This window comes from Pseudomonas sp. S3_C06, assembly GCF_054667675.1.
The window spans coordinates 5,509,495-5,528,700 of record NZ_CP162747.1; the positions used below are offsets into that span (position 1 = coordinate 5,509,495).

The window sequence follows — 19,206 nt, forward strand, 5'->3', positions numbered from 1 at the left end:
CTTGGCGATGGAGTGTGGAACTATCGGTCTTCATCTTTTACAAGGAAGTTGCAGATGCGTTATATGAAAGTGAGTGGTCAAGTTAGCGTTGAAGGTACAGCCAGTGTCGAAAGCCGTATCGTCGAGTTCTATGAGTCCGGCGTAAACGATGCCGTTTACCAAGCGAAGATGGATCGTTTCGGCAACCTGCAAAAAACGAGCACTGACAAGATCGGATTCGAAGGGCTCGCGAGTTTGATCGAACCGTTCATATCCAAAGCAAATCTCGATATCAAGCGCAGTTTTGACCGGCATCAGAGTGGAAATCCAAACGGTAAATCCATGGTGCTGATTGCCGAGGGACACACTGCAGAGGGCACTGCTACAGGTGTCACGTTTCGCTTTTTTGCAGAAGACGGCAAACTGAAACATGAAGCGTTGCACCGCCCGGAAACCGACCTGGAAAGAAAAAGCCGGCGAAAGCTGGAAGCTCAGGAGAGAATAAAAACTGATTTGTTGGCAAAAAGGCGAGGTGTGCAACCTCCGCCCATTTGCGAAACAGAAGACAGGAGCTTCATGGACAGGCTTTGCAAGTCCTACATTCAATTGGGCTGGTAAATTTGATTGTTCCCACGCACCGCGTGGGAACAATCCGGCTGTCATTTGGACAAAAACCGCATCCCTTCCTCAAGCCCGCGCAACGTCAACGGATACATCTGATCCTCGATCAGATCCCGCACAATATTGGTCGATGAGGTATAGCCCCATGTGTCTTTCGGGTACGGGTTGATCCAGATGAGCTTCTTGTACTTCTCCATAAAGCGCTGCATCCACACGTAACCCGGCTCTTCGTTCCAGTGCTCGACACTGCCGCCGGCCTGAGTGATTTCATAAGGTGCCATGGCGGCGTCACCGATGAAGATCACTTTGTAGTCGGCGCCGTACTTGTGCAGCAGATCCTGAGTCGAAGTGCGCTCCGACGTGCGGCGCATATTGTTCTTCCACACCGATTCGTAAACGAAGTTGTGGAAGTAGAAGTACTCCAGATGTTTGAACTCGGTCTTGCAGGCCGAGAACAGTTCTTCGCAGATCTTCACGTGCGCGTCCATCGAACCGCCGATGTCGAACAGCAACAACAGCTTCACCGTGTTGCGGCGCTCGGGGCGCATCTGGATGTTCAGCAGACCGGCGTCCTTGGCGGTGTGGTCGATGGTGCCGTCGATGTCCAGCTCTTCTGCCGCGCCTTGGCGGGCGAATTTGCGCAGTCGGCGCAGGGCGACTTTGATATTGCGCGTGCCCAGTTCCACCGAGTCATCGAGGTTCTTGTACTCGCGCTGATCCCAGACTTTTACCGCTTTACCCTGACGCTTGCCGGCATCGCCGACCCGAATTCCTTCCGGGTTGAAGCCGCCGGAACCGAACGGGCTGGTGCCGCCGGTGCCGATCCACTTGTTGCCGCCGGCATGGCGTTCCTTCTGTTCTTCCAGACGCTTCTTGAACTCTTCAATCAGCTTGTCCAGGCCACCGAGGGACTGGATCTGCGCACGTTCCTCATCCGTCAGCGAGCGCTCGAACTCCTTGCGCAGCCAGTCTTCGGGAATCAGCGCCTGCAAGTGATCATCGAGTTTTTCCAGGCCATTGAAGTAGGCGCCGAACGCACGGTCGAACTTGTCGAAATGGCGTTCGTCCTTGACCAGAATCGCCCGCGACAAGTAGTAAAACTCGTCCATGTCGGCGAAGGTCACGCGCTGTTTCAGCGCGTTGATCAGGTCGAGCAGCTCGCGCACCGACACCGGCACCTTGGCTGCTCGCATTTCATTGAACAGGTTGAGCAACATGGCATCAGCCTCTTAGCGGGTGCCGCGACGGCTCATGAACGCCAGGCGCTCAAGCAGTTGCACGTCCTGTTCGTTCTTCACCAACGCGCCGGCCAGCGGCGGAATGGCTTTGGTCGGATCGCGCTCGCGCAGCACCGCTTCGCCGATGTTGTCGGCCATCAGCAGTTTCAGCCAGTCAACCAGTTCCGAGGTCGACGGCTTCTTCTTCAGGCCCGGCACCTTGCGCACATCGAAGAACACGTCCAGCGCTTCGCTGACCAGATCTTTCTTGATGTCCGGGTAGTGCACGTCGACGATTCTTTGCAGGGTCGGGCGATCCGGGAAGGCGATGTAGTGGAAGAAGCAACGGCGCAGGAAAGCGTCCGGCAGCTCTTTTTCGTTGTTCGAAGTAATGATGATGATCGGGCGTTTTTTCGCCTTGATGGTCTCGTCGATCTCGTAAACGTAGAACTCCATCTTGTCGAGTTCTTGCAGCAAGTCGTTGGGGAACTCGATGTCAGCCTTGTCGATCTCGTCGATCAGCAGAATGACCCGCTCTTCAGACTCGAAAGCCTCCCAGAGCTTGCCTTTCTTCAAGTAGTTGCGCACGTCGTGGACTTTTTCATTGCCCAGTTGCGAGTCGCGCAGACGGCTGACCGCATCGTATTCGTACAGACCCTGATGGGCCTTGGTGGTGGATTTGATGTGCCAGGTGATCAACTTGGCGCCGAACGATTCGGCCAGTTGCTCGGCGAGCATGGTCTTGCCGGTGCCCGGCTCGCCCTTGACCAGCAGCGGCCGCTCCAGGGTGATGGCGGCGTTGACCGCCAGCTTCAGGTCATCGGTGGCGACGTAGGCCTGGGTGCCTTCGAACTTCATCTGCTAATCCTCGAACGGTAACGCCGACCTGACGGGCAGGGCGGGGGCGAAATAATCGGATGCCCGACTATAACGCGCAGCCCGGTCGACTGTGAACGCAGACGGCTTATTCAGTCTCTGAATGGGGCGTCACATGTTGACTCAGTCTCGGCCGATGGCCAGTATTCAGGCCTCGTTGATTTGACGATAGCCTTCAGGATGTCCACTGAATCTGTGGCGAGGGAGCTTGCTCCCGCTGGGCTGCGAAGCAGTCCCCCATGTGCCTGGAGGCGCTGAATTGATGCTATCCATGAAACGACCACGCTTGGCGGCTGTTACTACACTCTCTGATTGCCGGCTTGCACTGGACTTTGTTGATGGTCGAGTGCTGACACTCGATTTGAGTCGAGATATTCAAACGTGTAAGCAGTTGCAGCCCTTGCTTGATCCCCAAGTCTTTGCGACTGCCATCTTGGGCGATAAAGGTTGGACCGTTGAATGGCCGGCCCCGGATATTCAGATTGGCGCCGATACTCTATATCTGGATGCTTTTCCAGAAATGAGCCCTAACCCGCATCCGGCTTCGGCCGCTCATACCGGGCATTGAATGCCTGTACGAAACCATTGCGCAAAATCTGCAAAAACGCTTCGAACGCGCTGATATTTTGCTGATGCACGTTGCCGCTGAGTTCGACCTTGGTGGCGAACTGGTTTTTCGCCTGGTTCTTCAGCACGGTTTCCGTGCCGCCCACCAATGCCTCCCAGACCGAGCGGAAGATGCTCTTGTTCTTGTTTTCCACGTCCTGCTGCCAGTTGAACACTTCGACGTCGCGCAGCAGCGGCTTGATGTAACCGTTGACCTGGGCCTTTTTGGCTTGGGCTTCGATCACCACGTCACCGTGGCCGGCGTTGAAGTCGAACTTGCCGTAGGCCGAGGCGAAGTCGTTCATGCGCTTGAGTTCGATGTCTTTGGCGCGCAGGCGGAATTCGAAGTCCTCGAAGTTGCTCAGAGGGTCGAACGTTGCGGTGGTTTCCAGCGGTGCATGCCCCAGCAGGAGGGCTTTGCCTTCAAAGCGGGCGTCGCGTTTGCCCTGTTTGTCGACCACGTTGGTCAGGTTGTAGATGCTTGCGTCGACATTGGTCGCGTTCATGTTCACTGGCGGTTTTGAATTGAAGTTGCGGAAATTGATGCGGCCATCGCTGATCTGCACTTCATCGAGGGTGATCGGCAGCAATTTGCCCAGTTGCTCGCGCCAGTCGGTGCCTTGACCGGTCTGCGAGTTCTGTTTGTTGGCGCCGCCATCGACGAAGTTAACCTCAGGTTTGACGAATTTCACCTGCGCCACCACGGCATGGTCGTACCACAGCGAGTGCCAGCTGACCGCCAGATCGATCAGCGGCGCATTGACGAACGGCACCGGCACTTTGCCGTCGACCTTGACGATTTTCAGACCGTTGATTTTGTAGGCGCCGCGCCACAGCGCGAGGTCGACGTCGGTGATCTGGCCACGGTAATCGCCCATGTTCGCGAGTTTGTCGTTCAGGTAATCGCGCACCATGTAGGGCAGGGCGATGTGCAGCGCGAGCAGCAGCACAACGATTCCCGCGAAAATCCACAATGGCCAGCTGTAGCGACGTTTCATGGCAGTCATTCCCGAACGATTCAAAGCGATTGACTGTTGGCGGCCCCAGACGTTCGACCCGACTGGACTGCGATGGGCAACAGGCTTACCTTGGAACGCTGAATTCAATGCTGCATAAGGACCCAGCCATGAGCCGTATTTTTGCTGACAACGCCCATTCCATCGGTAATACGCCGCTGGTGCAGATCAACCGCATCGCGCCGCGCGGTGTGACCATTCTGGCCAAGATCGAGGGGCGCAACCCCGGTTATTCGGTCAAGTGCCGGATCGGCGCCAACATGATCTGGGACGCCGAAAGCAGCGGCAAACTCAAACCGGGCATGACCATTGTCGAGCCGACGTCGGGTAACACGGGCATTGGCCTGGCATTTGTTGCCGCTGCCCGTGGTTATAAATTGATGCTGACCATGCCGGCCTCGATGAGCATCGAACGCCGCAAGGTTCTCAAGGCTCTGGGCGCCGAACTGGTGTTGACCGAGCCGGCCAAAGGCATGAAAGGCGCAATCGAGAAGGCGGCCGAAATCGTTGCCAGCGATGCCGACAAATATTTCATGCCGGCACAGTTCGATAACCCGGCCAACCCGGCCATCCATGAAAAGACCACCGGCCCGGAGATCTGGAACGACACTGACGGTGCTGTCGATGTATTGGTTGCTGGCGTCGGTACTGGCGGAACCATCACCGGCGTCTCGCGGTATATCAAGAATACCCAGGGCAAACCGATCCTGTCGGTGGCGGTGGAGCCGATGTCGTCACCCGTGATTACTCAGGCGCTGGCCGGTGAAGAGATCAAGCCGAGCCCGCACAAGATTCAGGGGATCGGTGCCGGTTTTGTGCCGAAGAACCTTGATCTGTCGATGGTTGACCGGGTCGAGCAGGTCACCGACGACGAGTCCAAGGCCATGGCGCTGCGGTTGATGCAGGAAGAGGGGATTTTGTGCGGTATTTCCTGCGGTGCAGCGATGGCGGTAGCGGTGCGTCTGGCGGAGACGCCAGAGATGCAAGGCAAGACCATCGTCGTGATTTTGCCTGATTCGGGCGAACGTTATCTGTCGAGCATGTTGTTCAGCGATCTGTTCACTGAGCAGGAGACTCAGCAGTAATCCAGTTGATTCAGGTCAGCCAGGGTTCAGGATCGTTATGCTAATAAATGCTTTGTTGCGCAATTCTTAACACTGAATCTTGTGTCAGGCGGGTTTTTCCCGAAGCCGGTAGTGTTTATCATGGCCGGCTGCCATGCCGGGTAAAAGGCATTGCGCAGCGTTGTCTTTATTCAAGGAGTTGTTGATGACCTTTTCGTTTGCCGCCAAGGCGTTTGTGCTGCTGCTCTTTTTGGGCAGCACACTCTATGTGCATTTGCGCGGCAAGGCGCGTTTGCCGGTTCTGCGTCAGTTCGTCAACCACTCGGCGCTGTTCGCTCCGTACAACGCCTTGATGTACCTGTTCTCCGGCGTGCCGTCGAAACCGTATCTGGATCGCAGCAAATTCCCGGAGCTGGACGTGCTGCGCGATAACTGGGAAACCATTCGCGACGAAGCCATGCACCTGTTCGATGAAGGCTACATTCGCGCGGCGGAAAAGAACAACGACGCCGGTTTCGGTTCGTTCTTCAAGAAGGGCTGGAAGCGTTTCTACCTCAAGTGGTACGACAAACCGCTGCCATCGGCCGAAACCCTGTGTCCGAAAACCGTGGCGCTGGTCAGTGCAATTCCCAACGTCAAAGGCGCGATGTTTGCGTTGCTGCCGGGTGGCAGTCACCTGAACCCGCATCGTGATCCGTTTGCCGGTTCACTGCGTTATCACCTCGGCCTGTCGACGCCGAACTCCGACGATTGCCGGATCTTCGTTGATGGTCAGGTGTACGCCTGGCGTGACGGCGAAGACGTGATGTTCGACGAGACCTACGTGCACTGGGTCAAGAATGAAACCGACAAAACCCGCGTGATCCTGTTCTGCGACGTCGAGCGTCCGCTGAGCAACCGTCTGATGACTCGCATCAACCGCTCGATCAGCGCCTGGCTCGGCCGTGCCACCGCACCGCAGAACCTCGACGATGAACGCGTTGGCGGGATCAATCAGGCCTACGCCTGGAGCAAGAGCTTCAGTGACAAGTTCAGTGGCGTGGTCAAACAGTGGAAACGCCGTCATCCGAAGGCTTACCGCGTGATGCGGCCGGTGCTGGCGGTGGTGGTGTTGACGTTGTTGGGGTATTGGCTGTTTGGTTAAGGCTGGATGTTGTAATAAAAAACCGTTCCTTGAGAGCGGTTTTTTTTATGAAGAGAAGGTGAACGAAGCGCCAGCGAGCACGCCTCCTGGCTCTACCGCAGCTGGATTCACCAATGCTTCTCTGATTCGGTGCAACTCCCGTTCAGACAACTTTCCGGAAGAGCGTTTTCTAACAGCTTTTATCGATCTGGCGCCTGGCGCCCTTTTTTCATCGGCAGCCTTCATGGTGCCTCCGGCGTTGATCATTAAATGAGCAGTTGTCCGATACTAGTCTTACCAAATTAGCTTCACAAGCCTACCCTCTGAATCGAATTCAAAACCCAGCTGCCGGTAAAGAGGAATCACCCCAGGGAGAGGCTCCTGAATTTCAATTTGTGTACTGCCGATGATTCGCGCGAAGTGAGTCACGGCGGTCAAAGCAAATGTTGCTACTCGGCTTTTGAGAGGGTGATCGTTATCGGGCTTTCCTTCCAGGCGTACAATTTTCACTCGCAACCGGCTCTGATTAGGGTTTGCAAAGCAAAGTCCGCATAACTCCTGATCAAACCAGATTGCTAAATCGAAGCTAAGTGGTTCCTTGGCCTTCCACCTGACAACATCTTGCCAAGAGAAATGAGGATCAAACCATTCTTCATAGGCACTCAGCGCTAGCGCATCGATTGCTTCGAAACGAACTCTGGAGTGATCAACATCCACTATCCCTTGCAGCAACAAGTCTTTGTGCAGTTTTGCGAAAGTAACACCAGCCTGTTTCCTGGCCTGTGATTTGTAAACCTGGTAGCGCAAATACGTCCGTTCCCTTGGCATGTGATCCTGTGCATTCCTTGTCCCCCATGGTTGGGTGTCGCGATTGCAATCCAGCCTATTCACCTTGCGGCCAACTGTCCCTGCTGGCCCTTTGTCCAAATCATTGCAATCCATGTCCCACGCTGGTTATAGTCGGCGCTCGTGAGTCGTATGCCTCACCTTCCACACTCTCAAAAAGATCTGCCCCAATGCCTGCATCCCTCATCAACGCGGTAGTCGATTCAGCGGTCAACGCTGTCGTGGTGCCGTGCGGGAATCAGCAGCCCAAGCAGATCAGTCATTACCCCCTCCTGTCAGTAGCACGCCGGTGTGCGCAGTCGTATCACCGCCGGGCGTTGGCGTTTCGGGCTGATCAGCACTGTCTGCTGAGTCCTGCCGCCCGCCAGAAAAACCTACTGAATTTCAGCTTCGGCTGAGTTGGCTTCTTGCCTGACTACAGGTGGTATTCATGTTTGTCCTTTCGAAAAAATCCGCGCTCGCGGCTGCGTCCACGAGCCTGTTCGTTCTGCTGTGGAGCAGCGGGGCGATCTTCTCCAAATGGGGCCTGGCCCACGCTTCGCCGTTTGCCTTTCTGTTGATTCGCTTTGTGATCGCCCTGTGTGGGCTTCTGCTGTTGGCGCCGCTGCTCAAACTGAAGTTGCCCAAGGGCGGCAAACCAATGCTTTATGCGATCGCCACCGGCGTGGTGTTGTTGGGGGCTTATCAGATTTTCTATCTGCTGGCGCTCAACACTAAAGTCACCCCGGGGGTGATGGCGACCATCATGGGTGTGCAGCCGATTCTCACCGTGGTCTTGATGGAACGGCAACGCTCGGCCAGCCGGATGTTCGGTCTGGCGCTGGGGCTGGCGGGCCTGATCATGGTGGTTTACCAGGGCATCGGTCTGGCCGGGATGTCCTGGGCGGGGATGCTGTTCGGGTTGCTGGCGCTGGCGAGCATGACGCTGGGCTCGATCATGCAGAAACGCATCACCGACAATCCTCTCGGCACGCTGCCGGTGCAGTATCTGGCCGGGCTGTTGTTGTGCGGGATCTTCGTGCCGTTTCAGCCGTTCCATTTTGAACACAGCACAGGTTTTATCGTGCCGGTATTGTGGATGGGGCTGGTGGTGTCGGTGCTGGCGACGTTGTTGCTGTATCGGCTGATCGCGCGGGGCAATCTGGTGAATGTCACCAGTCTGTTCTATCTGGTGCCGGCGGTGACGGCGGTGATGGACTATCTGATTTTCGACAATCGCCTGGCAGCGTTGAGTGTGCTGGGGATGTTGTTGATTGTGGTCGGTCTGGCATTTGTGTTTTGTGAAAGGGGGTAACAGATCATCAGGTGGCGGCTTTTAGGCCGCCGATCGCGAGCAGGCTCACTCCTACAGGGGAACGCATTCCAATTGTAGGAGTGAGCCTGCTCGCGATAGCCTTTTTGGCAACAGCACTAATTTATCGGGCCGGCACCTCAGCCGGTTTCACCACCGCCGGCTTCAAAACCAGCCACAGCGCAATCGCGATCAACACCCCGCCATAGATGTGCGCCATCGATAACGGCTCATCCAGCAACAACGCCCCCCACAACACGCCGAACGGCGGAATCATGAAGGTCACCGTCATCGACTTCACCGGACCGATCGAGCTGAGCAGGCGGAAGTAAATGATGTAGGCAAACGCCGTGCAGCCAAGACCCAGGCCCAACAGCGACAGCCAGACATTCCAGCCGCCCCAACTGACCGGCGGTGACGTGATCACGCTGTAGCCGAACAACGGCAACAGGAACAACGTCGCACCGAGCATGCTGCCCAGCGCCGACAATCGGCTGTCCAGTCCACCGGCCTGATCCAGCCAGCGCCGCGCGAGGAAACCGGCAAAACCATAACAAGTGGTCGCCAGCAAGCAGGCGAGGGCGCCCATCAACAGCTGCATGTCAAATGCCACGGGACCGGCGCGGGTCAGCACGCCAACGCCTAACAGACCGAGGAACACCCCGCCCAGTTTGGCTGCGGTGAGTTTTTCACTGAAGAACAACCCGCCAATCAGCACGCCCATCAGCGGCGTGGTGGCATTGAAAATCGCCGAATAGCCGGCTGGCAATACCTGGGCCGCGACCGAATACAGTGTCGCCGGAATGCCTGAGTTGATCACGCCCAGCAGCATCACGGTTTTCAGTTTGCCTTTGAAATCCCAGCGCACGCGCATTAGCCCGAGGATTACCAGCAAACCTGCAGCCGCAATCGACACGCGAAGGAACCCGGTCGGGATCGTGCCAATCACCGGCGCAATAATGCGCATGAACAGAAAACTTGCGCCCCAGATGGCCGCCAGCGACAACATACGGAAAATATCGACAGGGCTCACGACGGGTCTCCTTCCTTGATCGGGACGAGAGTGTTGCCGAGCGCCCTGACGAAGGCAACCGCTATTCGGGCATGCAACTTATCGGTCAGATCACAAAGCGTGTCACCAGACTGTTGAGGTCCACGGCCAGACGCGACAGTTCCTGGCTTGCAGCCGAGGTCTGAGTGGCGCCAGCGGCGGTCTGCGTTGAGAGGTCACGGATGGTCACCAGATTCTGATCGACCTCGCGCGCCACCAAGGCCTGCTGCTCGGCCGCGCTGGCGATCACCAGGTTGCGTTGGTTGATCTGCGAGATCGACGCGGTGATTTTTTCCAGTGCCTGCCCGGCACTGTTGGCGCGGCGCAGCGTCTGACCCGCCTGCTCGGCACTGCTCTGCAAAGCGCCAACGGTCGCCCCGGTGCCTTGCTGGATGCTGCTGATCATCAGCTCGATTTCTTCGGTGGAATTCTGCGTGCGTTGCGCCAGCGAACGGACTTCGTCCGCGACCACGGCAAAACCGCGCCCGGCTTCACCGGCGCGCGCCGCTTCGATCGCCGCATTGAGCGCCAACAGATTGGTCTGCCCGGCAATCCCGCGAATCACCTCCAGCACTTTGCTGATGTCCTGTGCCTGCGTGGCCAGGCCCTCGGCTTGTGCGGAAGCACCGAGTACCGCATCGACCAGTTGCTGAATCGAGCTGATGGTTTCGCTGACCTGTACGTGGCCGTGCTTGCTGTCCTCGTTCGACGCGGCAGACGCCTCGGCGCTGGACACCGCGTTGGCGGCGACTTCGTCCACCGCCGTGCTCATCTCGGTGACCGCGGTGGCGGCTTGTTCAATCTGATCGTTCTGCTGCTGCAGGCCGCGGGTGCTTTGCTCCATCACCGAACTCATTTCCTCGGCAGCGGAAGCCAGTTGCTGTGCCGATTCGCTGATACCGCGAATGGTCGAGCGCAGATTGCCCTGCATCTCGGCCAAGGCATGGAGCAGCTGCGACGCCTCATCCTTCCCGGGGCTGGTGATCTGTCCGCTGAGATCACCGGCAGCAATGCGCCGCGCGACATCCAGTGCCTGATTGATCGGGGTGGTGATGCTGCGGGTCAGCAGCCAGGCCAATAACAAGGTGGCAATCAGGGCGACCACGATGATCGACGTGACGATCCACAATGCCTGCTGATACATCGCCGCAGCGGCTTTGGCGGCGGCATCCGCACCTTGTTGGTTGAGGCTGATCATCTGCTCCAGCGTCTTATCGAGCACAGTGCCCTGCGGCGCCAGTTCATTGCTCAAACGCGTGGCAGCCTGCTCGTTCTGCCCCGCGTCAATCTGGCTGACAATCTGATCGAGAATGCTCAGGTATTTGCCGATGGCCGCGTTCAAGCCGTCGAGCATCGCCTGTTCCTGATCACTGGCGATCAAGGCTTTGTGATCGTTGAGGCGTTTGAGCAACTCCTCGCGTTGCGCCTTGAGGATATTTTTGCTTCGGTCGCGCACCGCAGGCTGGGAGTTGGTGATCAGACGCAACGATTCGAGACGGATGCTGGCGATGTTCGCCGCCGCGTCATGAATGCTCTCGATGCTGGGCATCCATGATTCTTCGATCACCGCTGCACTTTCGCGCAGGGTTTTCATCTGGCCCAGACCGAACAGGCCGACCATCACCAGCAGACTGGCCAAAACGGCAAAGCTCAAACGGGCGCGCAAACCTATGCGCAGATTCCGGATAGACATCAGTGTGCTCCTTGATCTTTGAAGGGGGGAGGTCGTCCTCGTCAGCGAGGATCTTGTTATGAGGCGGGTAATGGCGGGCTGTATATCAAAGTGCCACTATCTTGGTAAGACCAATCTGGAGTCGTTGCTGGCGATCCGCGTAGTTGCAGCAATGCCGCGGACTAGACGCGTGCATTGGGTCTTGGATCCGAAACCCAGAGAATTCACGGGCTGGCGCAGGGCGGCGAGAAGAACCGCTCAGGCGTTAACTGACCGAACGGTTGATTAAAAAAACTTTGCCAAAACGCTGATGGCGTACAACCCCGGCGCAGATTTGGCAGAAATTGCACTTCACCTGTGTGCGCATCCGTGGCTAAGCTCAGGCACAGATTTCCAAACGCACGCCGAGGTCTCATCTATGCCGCAGCAATGGCCAGCCACCGACATCGCCCGCATGATCCTCGATGGCTTTGACGATTACCGCGAGCATTTCCGGCGGATCACCGACGGCGCCCGTGAGCGCTTCGAGCAGGCGCGCTGGCAGGAGACGCAAACGGCGTCGGCGGCGCGGATCAATCTCTATGAAGAAAAGGTCGGCGAAACCATCGCCCGTCTGCGCGAATACTTCGACGATGAGACGCTGATGAATGTCAGCTGCTGGCCGCTGGTGAAAAGCGCCTACATCAGCGTCATCGACCTGCGCTTCGACGATGAGCTGTCGGAGACCTGGTACAACTCGATTTTCTGCGGGCTGTTCAGCCATGACCTGATCAGCGACGGCTGCATGTTCATCCACACCACCCGCCCGAGCCTGCGCCGTGCCCGCGCCGCGCAGACCCGTACCTACAAACCGCAAGGGCAGTTGTCGGGGATGCTCGCGAGCATTTTTGCCGACTACCGTTTCAGCGAAGATTACGCCGATCTGCCCGGCGACTTGCTTCGCCTCGAAGCGCAGCTGCGCGAGAACCTGCCGGACTGGGTGTGCAAAGACCCGGAACTCAGCGTCGAGCTGTTTTCCTCGGTGCTGTACCGCAACAAGGGCGCGTACCTGGTCGGGCGCATCTACACCCGCGACGAGCAATGGCCACTGGTGATTCCGCTGCTGCACCGCGAAGGGCGCGGGATCCAGATCGATGCGCTGATCACCGACGAAGCCGACGTGTCGATCATCTTCTCGTTCACCCGTTCGTACTTCATGGTCGATGTGCCGGTGCCGGCGGAATTCATCGGTTTCCTGCGGCGCATCCTGCCGGGCAAGCACATCGCCGAGCTGTACACCTCGATCGGCTTCTACAAGCACGGTAAATCCGAGTTCTACCGCGCACTGATCAATCACCTGGCCAACACCGATGACCAGTTCATCATGGCCCCGGGCGTGCGCGGCATGGTCATGAGCGTGTTCACCCTGCCGGGTTTCAACACCGTGTTCAAAATCATCAAAGACCGTTTTTCGCCGTCGAAAAACGTCGACCGCGCCACGGTGATCGAGAAGTATCGGCTGGTAAAAAGCGTCGACCGGGTAGGGCGCATGGCCGATACCCAGGAGTTCGCCGATTTCCGTTTTCCGCTGAGCAAGTTTGATCCGGCGTGTCTTGAGGAATTGCTGGAAGTCGCGCCATCGACAGTCTCGGTCGAGGGCGAGACGGTATTGATCCGCCACTGCTGGACCGAACGGCGGATGACCCCGCTCAATCTGTATCTGGAAAACGCCAATGACGCACAGGTGCGCGAGGCGCTGGAGGATTACGGTCTGGCGATCAAGCAACTGGCGGCGGCGAATATCTTTCCAGGCGACATGTTGTTGAAAAACTTTGGCGTCACCCGGCATGGGCGGGTGGTGTTTTATGACTATGACGAGATTTGTTTCCTGACCGAGGCCAACTTCCGCCACATTCCTGCGCCGCGCACGCCCGAAGATGAGATGGCTTCGGAGCCGTGGTATTCGATCGGGCCGCTGGATGTGTTTCCTGAGGAGTTTCCGCCGTTTCTGTTTGCCGATTCGGGGCAGCGCAAGTTGTTCGATCAGTTGCATGGCGAGTTGTATAACGCCGATTACTGGAAGAGCCTGCAGGAGGCGATTCGGGCGGGGAAAGTCATTGATGTCTTCCCGTATCGGCGTAAAGGGTTGGATAACGAATAAGCCAGAAACCCTCACCCCAGCCCTCTCCCGGAGGGAGAGGGAGCCGACCGAGGTGTCTTGGGTCAAACGCCGACCTGAAAGACCTTGGCGATTATGGATTCGGTAAAGCGGTTTCAGGTCGCTGAACATCTTCAGCATCCCCCAATCGGTCCCCTCTCCCTCTGTGAAAGGGCTAGGGTGAGGGCAGCAATCCCCCTGACACGCCACAAATCCGCCAAATCTGCGACAATCCGCCCCCTGCATAAATAGACGACCGAATTGCCTACCCGATGACCGACGAATCGCCCTCCATCGACAAACTGCTGAAAAACCTCGATCACGCCATGCTCGCCGACCGTCACCGGCTGCGGCGGCAGTTGCTTGAGCTGCGCAAGAAACCCGACGAGGCCAAACTGGCCCAGTGGGTGACGCGCATGCAGGCGTCCTGTGATCAGGTGCTGGCCCGCCGTGCCAGCCTGCCGGTGATTCGTTACGACGACAGTCTGCCGATCGCCGCCAAGCGCGACGAGATCAAAAAGGCGCTGGAAAAACACCAGGTGCTGATCATTGCCGGCGAAACCGGCTCGGGTAAAACCACCCAGTTGCCGAAGATCTGTCTGGAAATCGGACGCGGCCAGCACGGCTTGATCGGCCACACTCAGCCGCGCCGAATCGCAGCACGCAGCGTCGCCAGCCGGGTTGCCGAAGAACTTGGCACGCCGCTTGGTTCGCTGGTCGGTTATCAGGTGCGTTTCGAGGATCAAAGCGATTCCAACACCCTGATCAAGCTGATGACCGATGGCATTCTGTTGGCGGAAACGCAGAACGATCGCTACCTCGAACGCTACGACACGATCATCGTCGACGAAGCCCACGAACGCAGTCTCAACATCGACTTCCTGCTCGGTTACCTGAAAACCCTGCTGCCGCGCCGCCCGGATCTGAAAGTCATCATCACCTCGGCGACCATCGATCTGGAGCGCTTCTCCAAGCATTTCGATGATGCGCCGATTGTTGAAGTGTCGGGTCGTACCTTCCCGGTGGACACCTGGTATCGCCCGCTGACGCTGGAGCAGGACGAAGAGGGCAACCGTGTTGAAGATGACCTGACCGTCGATCAGGCGATCCTCGCGACCCTCGATGAAATCGCCGCTTACGAGCGCAGCGAACGCCGCAGTCCCGGTGACGTGCTGGTGTTCCTGCCGGGCGAGCGTGAGATTCGTGACGCCGCCGACATGCTGCGCAAGGCCCAGCTCAAACACACTGAAATTCTGCCGCTGTACGCGCGCCTGTCGCCGGCCGAACAGCAGCGGATTTTCCAGTCGCACCCGGGCCGTCGCGTGGTGCTGGCGACCAACGTTGCCGAAACCTCGCTGACGGTGCCGGGCATCCGCTACGTGATCGACAGCGGCACCGCGCGCATCAGCCGTTACAGCTATCGCGCCAAGGTCCAGCGTCTGCCGATCGAGGCGATTTCCCAAGCCAGTGCCAATCAGCGTAAAGGTCGCTGCGGCCGGGTCGAGCCGGGCATCTGCATTCGGTTGTACAGCGAAGAAGATTTTAATGGGCGGCCGGAGTTCACCGATCCGGAAATTCTGCGCACCAACCTCGCGGCGGTTATTTTGCAGATGCTGCATTTGCGCCTCGGCGAAATCACCGCGTTCCCGTTTATCGAGCCGCCGGACGGCAAGGCGATCAGCGACGGTTTCAACCTGCTGCAAGAACTCTCGGCGGTGGACCGCAACAGCCAGTTGACCCCGCTCGGTCGCCAGTTGGCGCGCTTGCCGGTCGACCCGCGCATGGGCCGTATGCTGCTCGAAGCGGCCAAGCTCGGTAGCTTGCAGGAAGTGCTGATTGTCGCCAGTGCCATGTCGATTCAAGACCCGCGCGAGCGTCCGCCGGAACGTCAGCAAGCGGCCGATCAGGCTCACGCACAGTGGAAGGATGTCGATTCGGATTTCGCCGGTTTGGTAAATCTGTGGCGTGGTTTTGAAGAGCAACGCCAGGCGCTGACTGCGAGTCCGCTGCGCAACTGGTGCCGCAAGAACTTCCTCAACTATCTGCGTCTGCGCGAATGGCGTGATTCCCATCGGCAGTTGAGCCTGATCTGCCGCGACATGCAGTTGAGCCTGAATAAAGAGCCGGCGGATTATCCGAAACTGCACAAAGCGGTGCTGGTCGGCCTGCTGAGCCAGATCGGTCAGAAAACCGAAGATGGCGATTACCTCGGCGCGCGTCAGCGGCGTTTCTGGATTCATCCGTCGTCGGGCATTGGCAAGAAGCGTCCGCAATGGCTGATGACCGCCGAACTGGTGGAAACCACCAAGCTTTACGCGCGCATGGTCGCCAAGATCGATGCCGACTGGATCGAGCCGCTGGCCGGGCACCTGATCAAGAAAAACCACTTTGAACCGCACTGGGAGAAGAAGCGCGGCCAGGTCGTGGCGTTCGAACAGATCACCCTGTTCGGGCTGATCGTGGTCGGCCGCCGCCCGGTGCATTACGGCCCGGTCGATCCAGTGGTTTCCCGTGAGCTGTTTATCCGCGAAGGTCTGGTGCGTGGCGAGATTCAGTCGAAAGCCAAGTGCCTGACCGCGAACAAACAACTGCTGGAACAGCTCGACGAACTGGAAGCCAAGGCTCGTCGCCGCGACATTCTCGCCGACGAAGAAACCTTGTATGCGTTCTACGATGCGCGGCTGCCGGCGGACATTCACCAGACCGCGACCTTCGACAGTTGGTATCGCATCAACAGCCAGAAGAACCCGCAACTGCTGATCATGCGCGAAGAGGACGTACTGGCCCGCGAGGCCAGTGAAGTCACTGCGCGCGATTACCCGGACACGCTGCACATCGGCGATCTGGAGCTGGCGCTGACCTATCACTTCGAACCCAATCACCCGCGCGACGGCGTGACCCTGCGCGTACCGGCGCCGCTGCTGCCGATGTTGCCGCCAGAACGCCTGGAGTGGCTGGTGCCGGGGATGATCGAGGCCAAGTGCATCGCCCTTGTGCGCAACCTGCCGAAGGCCTTGCGCAAGAACTTCGTGCCGGTGCCGGACTTCATCAAAGCTGCGCTGCAACGCATGACCTTTGCCGACGGTTCGTTGCCACAGGCGCTGGGCCGCGAGTTGTTGCGCATGACCGGCGCGCGGGTCAGCGATGAGGCGTGGGCCGAAGCTGAGCAAGGCGTCGATGGGCATCTGCGGATGAACCTGGAAATCGTCGATGGCCAAGGCAAGTTCCTCGGCGAAGGCCGCGATCTGGCCGAGCTGACCGCACGGTTTGCCGAAGCCAGTCAGGCTGCGCTGGCGGTGCCCCAGAGTGCGAAAAGTCAGCAACCGGTGGAGGCGAAAGTCTTCGCGCCGGTGGCAGAAAAGACTCAACAGAAGATCGCCGGGCTGTCGATGACGGTGTATCCGGCGCTGGTCGAAGAGGGCGGCACGGTCAAGGAAGGGCGCTTCTCGACCCCGGCCGAAGCCGAATTCCAGCATCGTCGCGCTTTGCAGCGTTTGTTGATGCAGCAACTGGCTGAGCCGGCCAAGTTCCTGCGCGGCAAGTTGCCGGGGCAGACCGAATTGGGCCTGCTCTATCGCGAGCTGGGCCGGGTCGATGCGCTGGTCGAAGACATTCTGCTGGCCAGCGTCGACAGTTGCATTCTTGAGGGTGAAGACCCATTGCCCCGCGACGGCGCCGGGTTGGCAGCATTGGCCGAACGCAAACGCGGCAGTTGGACTGAACACGCCGAGCGCGTGGCGCGCCTGACGCTGGAGATTCTCAAGCTCTGGCACGGTCTGCAAAAACGCTTCAAGGGCAAGATCGATCTGGCGCAAGCCGTGGCTCTGAATGACATCAAGCAGCAGATCAACAATCTGGTGTATCCGGGATTTGTCCGCGAGACGCCGATGCAGTGGCTCAAGGAGTTGCCGCGTTACCTGAAAGCGGTCGAGCAGCGTTTCGAAAAACTCGGCGCTCAGGTGCAGAAGGATCGCGTCTGGAGCGGTGAACTCGCCGGCCTCTGGGCGCAATACCAGACCCGCGCGGCGAAACATGCGCAGGAAGGCAAACGCGATCCACAGCTTGAGCTGTACCGCTGGTGGCTCGAGGAATACCGGGTCTCACTGTTCGCTCAACAGTTGGGCACCAAGGTCCCGATCTCCGACAAACGTCTGAACAAGCAGTGGAGCCAGGTCGAACCCTGATCTTGAGCCGTACGCGATCCCCTGTGGGAGCGAGCCTGCTCGCGAAAGCGGTGTGTCAAACAAGAATCTGGTGACTGACACTCTGCCTTCGCGAGCAGGCTCGCTCCCACATTGGGATGTGGGTTGTGCTTGAGAAAGGCGCCAAAAGTCCACGTTTATGGCAAACTTCGCGACCATAAACGCCGGTTTCGCGACCCAGAGCCTTCGGCCGCGGTGCGAGACGGAATAAAGCGATGCCAGGTTTGCGTCCCCCGGATGGGAATAGACCCTTTGTGTGTTGGTACGACGGTTCCAGCACTTTCTGCCTGAACAGATTAGAGAAACGACCATGCATAACGTCGTCATCAGCGGCACCGGCCTATACACCCCGGCCAACAGCATCTCCAACGAAGAGCTGGTGCAGTCTTTCAATACCTACGTCGCCCAGTTCAACGCCGACAACGCCGACGCGATCGCCAGCGGCGAAGTCCAGGCCCTGACCGAATCCAGCGCTGCGTTTATCGAAAAGGCTTCCGGCATCAAGAGCCGCTTTGTCATGGACAAGGACGGCATCCTCGATCCACAACGCATGGCTCCGCGCCTGCCGGAGCGTTCCAACGACGAATGGTCGGTGCTCTGCCAGATGGCCATCGGCGCAGCCGAACAGGCCCTGCAGCGCGCCGGCAAAACCGCCGCTGACATCGACGGCGTGATCGTCGCCTGCTCCAACCTGCAGCGCGCCTACCCGGCCATCGCCATCGAAGTCCAGGAAGCCTTGGGCATTCAGGGCTTCGGTTTCGACATGAACGTGGCTTGCTCCTCGGCCACCTTCGGCATCCAGGCTGCGGCCAACAGCGTGCAACTGGGCCAGGCCCGGGCAATCCTGATGGTCAACCCGGAAGTCTGCACCGGGCACTTGAACTTCCGCGACCGCGACAGCCACTTCATCTTCGGCGATGCCGCGACTGCGGTGATCATCGAGCGTGCGGACACCGCGACGTCCAAGCACCAGTTCGATGTAGTCAGCACCAAACTGCTGACCAAGTTCTCCAACAACATCCGCAACAACTTCGGCTTCCTCAACCGCGCAGCGGAAGAGGGCATCGGTGCCCGCGACAAGCTGTTTGTGCAGGAAGGCCGCAAGGTGTTCAAGGACGTTTGCCCGATGGTTGCCGAGCTGATTGGCGAACACCTGGAAGAGAACCGGCTCAACGTCGGCGACGTGAAGCGCTTCTGGCTGCACCAGGCCAACCTGAGCATGAACCATCTGATCGTGCGCAAACTGCTCGGCCGCGAAGCCACCGAGGAAGAAGCGCCGGTGATTCTCGACACCTACGCCAACACCAGCTCTGCAGGCTCGGTGATTGCTTTCCACAAATATCAGGACGATCTGGCTGCCGGTTCGCTGGCGGTGTTGAGTTCGTTCGGTGCGGGCTATTCGATCGGCAGTGTGATTCTGCGCAAGCGTTGAAAATTGGTTTAATTTCCTCTTAATCGCGCCGACCTTTCCTACATCCGAATCGGCTCAAACGCTGTAATTTTTC

General features: G+C 58.3%; 14 protein-coding genes. 8 read left to right on the forward strand and 6 right to left on the reverse strand.

Features of this window, described 5'->3' with window-relative positions; translation table 11 throughout:
• Positions 1 to 54: 54 nt before the first annotated feature.
• Positions 55 to 597: a hypothetical protein gene (locus AB4N44_RS24580; RefSeq protein ID WP_460107123.1), complete on the forward strand. Its 543-nt coding sequence runs from the start codon at positions 55 to 57 to the stop codon at positions 595 to 597.
• Between the two features lie 41 nt (positions 598 to 638).
• Here AB4N44_RS24580 and AB4N44_RS24585 read toward each other — a convergent pair whose 3' ends face one another.
• Together AB4N44_RS24585 and AB4N44_RS24590 are read right to left on the reverse strand one after the other, a co-directional pair.
• Positions 639 to 1,817, reverse strand: coding sequence for a vWA domain-containing protein (locus AB4N44_RS24585; protein ID WP_064388394.1), 1,179 nt, complete (start codon positions 1,815 to 1,817; stop codon positions 639 to 641).
• Positions 1,818 to 1,829: 12 nt separating this feature from the next.
• Complete coding sequence (locus AB4N44_RS24590; RefSeq protein WP_127926221.1) at positions 1,830 to 2,675, reverse strand: AAA family ATPase; 846 nt, start codon at positions 2,673 to 2,675, stop codon at positions 1,830 to 1,832.
• Positions 2,676 to 2,964: 289 nt separating this feature from the next.
• Between AB4N44_RS24590 and AB4N44_RS24595 the strand changes: the two genes are divergently transcribed.
• Positions 2,965 to 3,261, forward strand: a complete 297-nt coding sequence (locus AB4N44_RS24595; protein WP_238704383.1) for a DUF2442 domain-containing protein — start codon at positions 2,965 to 2,967, stop codon at positions 3,259 to 3,261.
• Here the strand turns inward: AB4N44_RS24595 and AB4N44_RS24600 are convergent.
• Positions 3,221 to 4,297: a DUF748 domain-containing protein gene (locus AB4N44_RS24600; protein WP_127926223.1), complete on the reverse strand. Its 1,077-nt coding sequence runs from the start codon at positions 4,295 to 4,297 to the stop codon at positions 3,221 to 3,223. The two genes, AB4N44_RS24595 and AB4N44_RS24600, sit on opposite strands and share 41 nt — an antisense overlap.
• Positions 4,298 to 4,425: 128 nt before the next feature.
• On the opposite strand from AB4N44_RS24600, the gene cysK reads away from it, so the two are divergent.
• Both cysK and AB4N44_RS24610 read left to right on the forward strand, forming a co-directional pair.
• Positions 4,426 to 5,400 carry a cysteine synthase A gene (gene cysK, locus AB4N44_RS24605; protein WP_127926224.1) on the forward strand — a complete coding sequence of 325 codons (975 nt, stop codon included), beginning with the start codon at positions 4,426 to 4,428 and terminating at the stop codon, positions 5,398 to 5,400.
• Positions 5,401 to 5,584: 184 nt separating this feature from the next.
• Positions 5,585 to 6,523 (forward strand): aspartyl/asparaginyl beta-hydroxylase domain-containing protein, encoded by a 939-nt coding sequence (locus tag AB4N44_RS24610; protein ID WP_127926225.1) that lies wholly within the window; start codon positions 5,585 to 5,587, stop codon positions 6,521 to 6,523.
• Between the two features lie 273 nt (positions 6,524 to 6,796).
• Here the strand turns inward: AB4N44_RS24610 and AB4N44_RS24615 are convergent, their stop codons facing one another.
• Positions 6,797 to 7,330: a hypothetical protein gene (locus tag AB4N44_RS24615; protein WP_316918369.1), complete on the reverse strand. Its 534-nt coding sequence runs from the start codon at positions 7,328 to 7,330 to the stop codon at positions 6,797 to 6,799.
• A 448-nt stretch (positions 7,331 to 7,778) separates the two neighbouring features.
• On the opposite strand from AB4N44_RS24615, the gene AB4N44_RS24620 reads away from it, so the two are divergent.
• Positions 7,779 to 8,642: a DMT family transporter gene (locus AB4N44_RS24620; protein ID WP_460107120.1), complete on the forward strand. Its 864-nt coding sequence runs from the start codon at positions 7,779 to 7,781 to the stop codon at positions 8,640 to 8,642.
• A gap of 121 nt (positions 8,643 to 8,763) precedes the next feature.
• Here the strand turns inward: AB4N44_RS24620 and AB4N44_RS24625 are convergent, their stop codons facing one another.
• Both AB4N44_RS24625 and AB4N44_RS24630 read right to left on the reverse strand, forming a co-directional pair.
• Positions 8,764 to 9,672, reverse strand: a complete 909-nt coding sequence (locus AB4N44_RS24625) for a DMT family transporter (RefSeq protein WP_127926229.1) — start codon at positions 9,670 to 9,672, stop codon at positions 8,764 to 8,766.
• 85 nt (positions 9,673 to 9,757) lie between these two features.
• Complete coding sequence (locus AB4N44_RS24630; protein ID WP_460158133.1) at positions 9,758 to 11,383, reverse strand: methyl-accepting chemotaxis protein; 1,626 nt, start codon at positions 11,381 to 11,383, stop codon at positions 9,758 to 9,760.
• A gap of 397 nt (positions 11,384 to 11,780) precedes the next feature.
• Here AB4N44_RS24630 and aceK point away from each other — a divergent pair, with 397 nt between their 5' ends.
• The 3 genes from aceK (at position 11,781) to AB4N44_RS24645 (ending at position 19,133) form a co-directional block, all read left to right on the forward strand.
• Positions 11,781 to 13,502 (forward strand): bifunctional isocitrate dehydrogenase kinase/phosphatase, encoded by a 1,722-nt coding sequence (gene aceK / locus AB4N44_RS24635; protein WP_127926231.1) that lies wholly within the window; start codon positions 11,781 to 11,783, stop codon positions 13,500 to 13,502.
• Between the two features lie 269 nt (positions 13,503 to 13,771).
• Complete coding sequence (gene hrpA / locus AB4N44_RS24640) at positions 13,772 to 17,683, forward strand: ATP-dependent RNA helicase HrpA (protein WP_460107118.1); 3,912 nt, start codon at positions 13,772 to 13,774, stop codon at positions 17,681 to 17,683.
• A 328-nt stretch (positions 17,684 to 18,011) separates the two neighbouring features.
• Entirely contained in the window at positions 18,012 to 19,133 is a 1,122-nt protein-coding gene (locus AB4N44_RS24645) for a beta-ketoacyl-ACP synthase III (protein WP_460107116.1), read from the forward strand.
• Positions 19,134 to 19,206: the final 73 nt, after the last annotated feature.